This window comes from Blautia sp. HA3515, assembly GCF_059933065.1.
Genome location: NZ_JAYFUY010000099.1, coordinates 1 through 7,983 on the forward strand (window position 1 = coordinate 1; position 7,983 = coordinate 7,983).

General features: G+C 43.5%; 7 protein-coding genes and 1 pseudogene. All 8 read left to right on the forward strand.

What is annotated here, in order from left to right; genetic code table 11:
- Window positions 1-92: 92 nt before the first annotated feature.
- Window positions 93-557: a ribose 5-phosphate isomerase B gene (rpiB, locus tag R1Y93_RS08860; protein WP_158420884.1), complete on the forward strand. Its 465-nt coding sequence runs from the start codon at window positions 93-95 to the stop codon at window positions 555-557.
- Between the two features lie 136 nt (window positions 558-693).
- Entirely contained in the window at window positions 694-1,818 is a 1,125-nt protein-coding gene (locus R1Y93_RS08865) for a BMP family lipoprotein (protein ID WP_500822529.1), read from the forward strand.
- Window positions 1,819-1,924: 106 nt separating this feature from the next.
- Window positions 1,925-3,487 carry an ABC transporter ATP-binding protein gene (locus R1Y93_RS08870; protein WP_500822530.1) on the forward strand — a complete coding sequence of 521 codons (1,563 nt, stop codon included), beginning with the start codon at window positions 1,925-1,927 and terminating at the stop codon, window positions 3,485-3,487.
- Entirely contained in the window at window positions 3,487-4,638 is a 1,152-nt protein-coding gene (locus tag R1Y93_RS08875; RefSeq protein ID WP_500822531.1) for an ABC transporter permease, read from the forward strand. Before R1Y93_RS08870 ends, R1Y93_RS08875 begins: the two co-directional genes overlap by 1 nt.
- On the forward strand, window positions 4,631-5,590 hold the full coding sequence (locus R1Y93_RS08880) for an ABC transporter permease (RefSeq protein ID WP_158420842.1): 960 nt from the start codon (window positions 4,631-4,633) through the stop codon (window positions 5,588-5,590). Before R1Y93_RS08875 ends, R1Y93_RS08880 begins: the two co-directional genes overlap by 8 nt.
- A gap of 136 nt (window positions 5,591-5,726) precedes the next feature.
- The gene (locus R1Y93_RS08885) at window positions 5,727-6,179 is read left to right on the forward strand and encodes a hypothetical protein (protein WP_500822532.1); all 453 of its coding nucleotides are present in this window, start codon (window positions 5,727-5,729) and stop codon (window positions 6,177-6,179) included.
- Window positions 6,180-6,793: 614 nt separating this feature from the next.
- Window positions 6,794-7,848, forward strand: a pseudogene (locus R1Y93_RS08890) (Fic family protein).
- Window positions 7,849-7,983: type I restriction-modification system subunit M N-terminal domain-containing protein (locus R1Y93_RS08895; protein ID WP_500822533.1), on the forward strand; the 135-nt coding region annotated here is incomplete at its 3' end.

Here is a 7,983-nt window from a genome sequence, read left to right on the forward strand (position 1 = left end):
TGGTATAGTATAATAAGGCTGAATCAATTATTTTGGGAAGTTTAGCCGGAAAAGCGAAAAAGTATTTCTTCCCGATGACGAAAGGAGAAAATATGAAGGTAGGATTTGGATGCGACCATGTTGCCATCGAACTGAAAAACATTCTGAAGGAGCACTTGGAGGAAAAAGGATATGAATGCGTAGATTACGGTGCATACGATCCAAATGTAAAGGTGAATTATCCGGAGCCTGGTCTGAAAGTGGCAGAAGCAATTATGCGTGGAGAGGTTGAGAAAGGTGTATTGATCTGTGGTACAGGTATTGGTATTTCCCTGGCTGCTAACAAGGTTCCCGGGATCCGTGCAGCTGTGTGCAGCGAACCATATTCCGCAAAGCTTACAGTAGAGCACAATAATGCCAATATTATCGCCATGGGCGCACGTGTAGTAGGACCGGAGCTGGCCAAAATGATCGTTGATGAGTTCTTTGGCGCCAAGTTTGAGGGAGGACGCCATGCAGTGCGTGTGCAGATGATCTCTGATATTGAAGAAAAATACGGAGCAAAATGGCACGAATAATTAATTTGTTAAAAGTGTTACTGGCCAGACATATATTTGACTGGACAGGGAAACTGAAAATGCGTTATACTTATAGAGTAATCAATATACAAATGCCCCAGACAGGGCGTATACGCAAAGCATAAGGAGGATATTCATGAAAAAAGCATTAAGTATTCTGTTAAGTGCGGCAACAGCTGTGACAATGCTTACCGGTTTTGGTACTTCCGTTTTTGCAGAGGATTCCAGTGCTGCTCTGAAGATTGCCATTGTCAGCTCTCCATCAGGTGTAGATGATGGATCTTTCAACCAGAATAACTACGAAGGTATTCTGGACTTTATCGACGCTAACCCGGATTCTACTGTAACACCTGTCAAAGAAGAAACAGGTGATACTGCAGCAGCTGTACAGGCAGTGGCAGATATCGTAGCAGATTATGACGTGATCGTATGCTGCGGATTCCAGTTTGCAGGGATCGGCACCATCGCAGAAGAGAATCCTGAGGTAGATTTTGTTCTTGTTGATTCTTATCCAACCAATGAGGATGGAGAAGAGACTGCTTACGACAATGTATATGCAATGCAGTTCAAAGAGCAGGAGAGCGGTTTCTGTGCAGGTATTGCAGCAGCCCTGGAGACAAAGACAGGTAAGGTTGCAGTTGTAAATGGTATCGCTTATCCTTCCAACGTTAACTATCAGTACGGATTTATGTCCGGTGTGAACTATGCTGTGAAGAATTATGATGCCAAAGCTGAGATCGTTGAGCTTCCATCTTACGCAGGTACAGATGTAACAGGTGCAAACGTAGGCGGTAACTATATCGGTACCTTCTCTGATGAGGCAACTGGTAAGGTTGTTGGAAAAGCCCTGATCGATGAGGGTGTAGATATTATGTTTGTTGCAGCTGGTGCATCCGGCAACGGTGTATTCACAGCAGCAAAAGAGGCAGAGGGCGTTTCTGTGATCGGCTGTGACGTTGACCAGTACAATGATGGTGTGAACGGAGATTCCAATATCATGCTTACATCTGCACTGAAGATCATGGACAAGAACGTAGAGCTTCAGCTGAACAACGTAAAAGACGGCAGCTTCAAGGGTGAGAATGCCCTTCTTGGCGCAGATACAGATTCTACAGGATATGTAAGCGATCCAGAGAGATGCCAGCTTTCCGAGGATACAATTTCCAAGATCGATGAAGCTTTTGCAAAAGTAAAGAGTGGAGAGATCGTACCGGCAGCTAACTTTAACGAGATGACTCCGGACAACTTTACCGGATTATAAGATCTGAAGGAAGAAAGAGAGACTGCATGCCGGTCTTTCTGAGTTTCCATGAAATAAGAGGGGTGTTGTATTATACAACGCCCCTTTTTCAGAAGGAGGAAGAAGCATGGCAGATTACATTGTGGAAATGCGGCATATTACCAAGCGTTTTCCCGGGATCGTTGCCAATAAGGATGTGACCATTCAGATCAAAAAGGGAGAGATCTATGCGATCCTTGGTGAGAATGGTGCAGGGAAGTCTACGTTGATGAGCATGCTTTTCGGCATGTATGAACCAGACGAAGGGGAGATCTATATCCGGGGAAAGAAAGAGATCATCAGTTCCCCAAGATATGCTACCCAGCTGAATATCGGGATGGTACATCAGCATTTTAAACTGGTTTCCAATTATACGATTGCAGAGAATATTATCATGGGGATCGAGCCGGTGAAAAAAGCACTGGGGATTTTTCCATATGTTGACATTAAAGGGGCAAATGAGAAGATTGCCCGCCTTTCCAGACAGTACGGACTTGAAGTAGATCCAAAGAAAGTGATCTCGGATATTAATGTTTCTGTTCAGCAAAGGGTGGAGATCCTGAAGATGCTGTACCGTGAAGCTGAAATCCTGATTTTCGATGAGCCTACCGCATTGCTTACCCCACAGGAGATCGAGTTCCTTCTGAAGATCATCAAAGGTCTTCGGGATGGAGGAAAGACGATCATCCTGATCACGCATAAGCTGGAGGAAATTAAGAAAGTAGCTGACAGATGTGCCATTCTCCGCAGAGGTGAGTTGATCGATGTTCTGGATGTGCAGTCTACCAGTACGAAAGAGATGGCCAGCAAAATGGTTGGACGAGAGGTGTCCTTTACCCTGGACAAAACTCCTGCAAAGTTCCGTGATGTTGTCCTTGATGTTAAGGATCTTACGGTTACAAATGAGGACAAATTCCAGGTAGTAAAGAATGTGTCGTTCTCTGTTCATGGAGGAGAGATCTTTGCCATTGCAGGAGTATCCGGCAACGGACAGGTTGAGATCGCAGATGCCATTGCAGGGCTGATGAAAGCTCACAGCGGGCAGATTCTGCTGAATGGGAAGAACATTACAGAATATTCCATCCGGAAGCGTACTCTTGAAGGGATTGCCTATATCCCGGAAGACCGTCAGACCTATGGGCTGATCCTGGATTTTACCCTGGAAGATAATCTGGCACTGAAGAACTATTTCAAAGAGCCTTTTTCCAGAAAAGGCATCCTGAACAAAAAAGAATTTGAGACTTACGGGGAAAAGCTGATACAGGCATATGATGTGCGAAGCGGACAGGGGAACCGTACACAGGTGCGCTCCATGAGCGGTGGTAATCAGCAGAAAGCCATTATTGCCCGTGAGATCCAGCAGGATACCCCGCTTCTGATCTTTGTGCAGCCCACCAGAGGATTGGATATCGGAGCTATTGAGAATATCCACAAGCAGATCCTGGCAGAGCGTGACAAAGGCAAGGCGATTCTTCTGATCTCCCTGGAACTGGACGAGATCATGAATCTGGCAGATACCATCGGGGTTATCTACAACGGACAGATCCAGAAGATTGCAGATGCCAGCACCCTGACCACCAAAGAGGTTGGACAGTTTATGATGGGTGTAAAGAATGAGAATGATAAAGATGGCAGGGAGGTGAAGGACTGATGCAGGAAAAAAAGAAAAAGGGAAATCTATTGGTAAGATTTCTGGGAAATGAAAAATATCAGTTTCTTACGATCCCGTTATTTGCCATACTGATCAGTCTTCTGGTGGGGGCAGTGGTACTGCTTTTGCTTGGCAAGAACCCTCTTGATGCATATGTGAACCTTCTTCAGGGCTCCGGGATCCTGCCTAAGGCCAAATATGCAGGCGGCAAGAGTATGCTTACAGACTTTTTTAGCTTTATGGACTGCTGGACTCCTATGATCTTTGCATCATTATCTGTGGCAGTTGCCTTGAAAACCGGGCTTTTTAATATTGGTGTGTCCGGACAGATGCTGGCAGCAGGTTTTATCACTACGATCACGGTTGGATACAGCACCTTAAGTGCACCGATCGCCAAACCGCTGGTGATTCTGGTGGCAGCTGTTGTGGGTGCGTTGGTTGGTGGCTTGATCGGTTTTCTCAAATATAGATTTAACATTAATGAAGTTGTTTCCTCTATCATGCTGAATTATATTATTGAGTATGTGGTAGGTTTCTTTATTAACACAAGATACGTAAATCCTATTTCCCGTCAGTCCCAGCCCGTGAGCAGTGAAGCCAGGCTTACACTTTCCGGTACAAAGATCGGAGATCTGAAATTTGACATTCCATTGGGAATTATTCTGGCGGTGATCGTTGTTATCATTGTGAAATATATTTTTGACAGAACGGTTCTTGGTTATGAACTGAAGGCAGTTGGATCCAATCAGAAGGCTTCCAGATATGCAGGTATTCCGGTTGGCAAGAATATGATCCTTGCCATGATGATTTCCGGACTTTTGGCAGGCCTTGCAGGAGCGTCTTATTACCTTGGCTATTATGCGTCCATACAGCCCAAGGTGCTGTCAAGCACAGGCTTTGACGCCATTGCTGTGGCGATCCTGGGACATTCCAACCCGGTTGGGATCCTGGGCTCTTCCTTCCTGATCAATATTATCAGCAAAGGAAGTACCTATATGAGTTCCTCTCTTGGGGTAGATGCGGAGATCGCATCTGTTATTACCGGACTGATCCTGCTTTTTGCAGCTTGTGATATGTATATCCGGTACAGAGTGGATAAAGCCAAAGAGAACCTTGAAAAGAAGAGCGAAAGGAGGGAGTCTCATGAATAATGTAATTATAGATGGTCTTTCTTTTGCACTTCCGCTGTTTATTATGGCGATCGGCGGTATTTACAGTGAGCGAAGCGGTGTGACCAACCTGGCACTGGAGGGACTGCAGGGCTTTGGGGCTTTTACAGGCGCGCTGGTGGCATATATGCTGATGCAGTTTACCAGTGTGGATTCTTCCGCTGTTTATTATGTGGCGCTTTTGTTTGCCATGATCGGCGGTATGATCTTTTCTTTGCTTCATGCCTTGCTTTGTGTACGCTTCAAGGCGAATCAGGTGATCAGCGGTGTTGTGATCAATATTCTGGCCATGGCACTTACTGCATTCCTTACAAAGGTGATCAACCGATCTGTATTTGGGACACCTTCTGACAAATTCGATCTGGGTGTTTCTGCCAGATGGACAGTTCCTGGGCTTTCAAAGATTCCGGTTCTGGGAGCGGTGTTTACCAATATTTATCCTTTTGAGGTGGTGATCCTTGTGCTTGCCTTTGTGGCATGGTACCTGCTGTATAAGACCCGGTTTGGTCTGCATGTACGTGCCTGTGGGGATAACCCTCATGCTGTGGATGCGGCAGGTATTGATGTGGCAAAAGTACGGGTAAAAGCAGTTATGATGTCTGGGGCGTTGTCCGGGCTGGCGGGTATTTCCTTTGCTTATTCCATTTCTGCTAAATTCTCTTCCAGCATTTATGTGGGATATGGATATCTGGCCATTGCGGGGCTGATCTTCGGTAACTGGAAGATCCTTCCCACTTTGGGAGCCTGCCTTTTATTTGGATTTGCCAAGTCTGGGGGATATCAGATCGTGCAGAATCTGGGGCTGCCCAGCAGTTATTCAGATTTGATCATGATCCTTCCTTATGTAGCAACCTTGCTGCTGCTTATGCTGTTTTCCAAGCATAATCAGGCTCCGCGGGCACTTGGGGAGATCTACGATAAAGGTAAACGCTAAGTTTTATATAAGATTTACAGATAAGATTTACAGGCAAACGCTAAGTTTCATAGATAAGATTTACAGGCAAACGCTAAGTTTCCTTGCTTTACAAAACAGAATGCCTCTGGTATTATGATGCCAGAGGTGCTTTTTTATGGAAAGAAACAGGATCGTAAGACATTTTATCTGCATCTGCATGATCATGATCGTATTATTGTCAGGAATGTGTATTCAGAAACATGAGACAGATTCCGCACTTTCTTATGCGAATTTTCAGATCAGACGGCTGCATGAGAAGAGTTCTCGGTCCATGGCTGGCAATCCTCCGTCCAGCACGATTTTTTCTCCGGTAAAGACGGCACCAGAAGAATATTATACTGAAGAAGGCGCTCCTGTACGTTTGATGAACATGATGCGTATAGGGTCAGCAGTACGTCAGGGTGTGCGTTACAGCATTCGTCTGATAGCAGCGGCGCTTCTGGCAGTATTAACAGCCGTGTATATTAGTTATTGTTCCAAAGCTCGCAGGATGGAGCGCAGTTACTGCACAGACAGGCGCAGCGTGATCATCCAATACATACAGCATCAGGATGGGAGCAAAGGCTGATTCCCCGAAAACATGCCATCAACTGGTGCATCACCAATTTCATATTTGATGTATCAGGCTGATACATACTTAAAAGGATATGGCGTCTGACGGCGGCATTATCATATATGAAATCAGCTGCCGCCAGGGACTTTCATAATAAGAACGGAGGAATAAGTCCATGGTAGATGTTTTTGTAGGGATCATGATCGTGGCGGCAATCGGCGTAGGAGGCTGGCTGGCCTGGTACGAGAGCCGCAGCACTAAGAAATAAATATCCCGGATTTAATTATGCATAAAAGGCTAAAACCATAAAAATAAAAAAGATATAAGTATTGTCTCAAATAAAAAGTCTCAAATATAGTTTTAATTTTTTAAAAGGACGAGTGTCATGCAGGTAAGTTGGCGACCTGCATGGCACTTTTGATATATTGGGAAGATGGGCGAGGTTTCTGTCTGCTGGAATAAAGTGAAGAATATTCAATTATGTCATTTGTGATTTCAATTTAGTCAAATGTAAAGCAAATGACTAAATTAAAATGGTTGACGACTAAATTAAAATATAGTAGACTAAAGATGGTTAATTAAACGATAAAGGTCAAATAGAGAAAATAAGTGATTGATGAGGGTGTTGAATGAGAACTTATGATTTTTTGGAAAAATGGGATGAGCTGTTGATTCCGGAAATAGTGAAGAAACTTACTCTGATCAATGAATATAAGGGTGAACAAAGACTATTTATTGAAGCCCACAAAGATGAACTGAGCCAGTTGGTGGAAATCGCAAAAATACAAAGTACAGAGGCTTCAAACCGGATTGAGGGCATTTCAACGGCAGATGACAGGCTGAAGAATCTGGTACAGGCGAAAACAACACCGAGAAATCGTGATGAGTCGGAGATAGCCGGATACAGAGATGTATTCGAATACAATTCATGAGAATTATGATTATATTCCAATAAATGCAAGTTTCATTTTACAATTGCATAGAGATTTATATAAATTTCTTGGAAACATAGATGGCGGCATATTTAAAACTTCGGATAATATTACTCGGGAAACAGATAGAGATGGAAAAGAGAGAGTTCGATTCAGACCGGTAGCTGCCTGGGAAACATCTGCTTCGATAGAGCCAACTTTTGTGAGGCATTTTATAAGGCAAAAGATGAAGTAGATCCGTTATTGCTAGATATGATGTTCATTTTGAGAGTTTCTGTGTATCCATCCATTTAATGACGGAAATGGGAGAATGAGCCGATTGCTTACATTGCTTCTGTTGTATCAATCAGGTTTTATCGTGGGGAAAATATATTAGCATAGAAAAAATAATAGAGGACTCGAAGGAAACATATTATGAAGCTCTTATGGATAGTTCTGCGAACTGGCATGAGAATAAAAATGATTACAGGCCTTTTGTAAACTATATGCTTGGGGTGATTATAAAAGCTTATAAGGAATTTGAGTCCAGAGTGAAATTATTGACGGATCCAGGTATATCAAAAGCAGAGCGTATTTGTGAAATGATGAAAGGGCATATAGGTACGATTACGAAAGCCGAATTAATGGAAATGAATCCAGACATAAGTGATACAACCATACAAAGGACGCTGGCAGATTTGGTGAAAAACGGAAAAATAAGAAAAATCGGCGGAGGCCGTTACACAAGATATGTGTGGAAATTGGAGGATTAGATGATTACAGGTGAATTAAAAAATAAAATTGATAGTTTATGGGATATTTTTGCAGCGGGTGGGTTGGTTAATCCACTTGAAGTAATTGAGCAGATTACATATTTGATGTTTATCCATGATTTGGACGAATCAGAT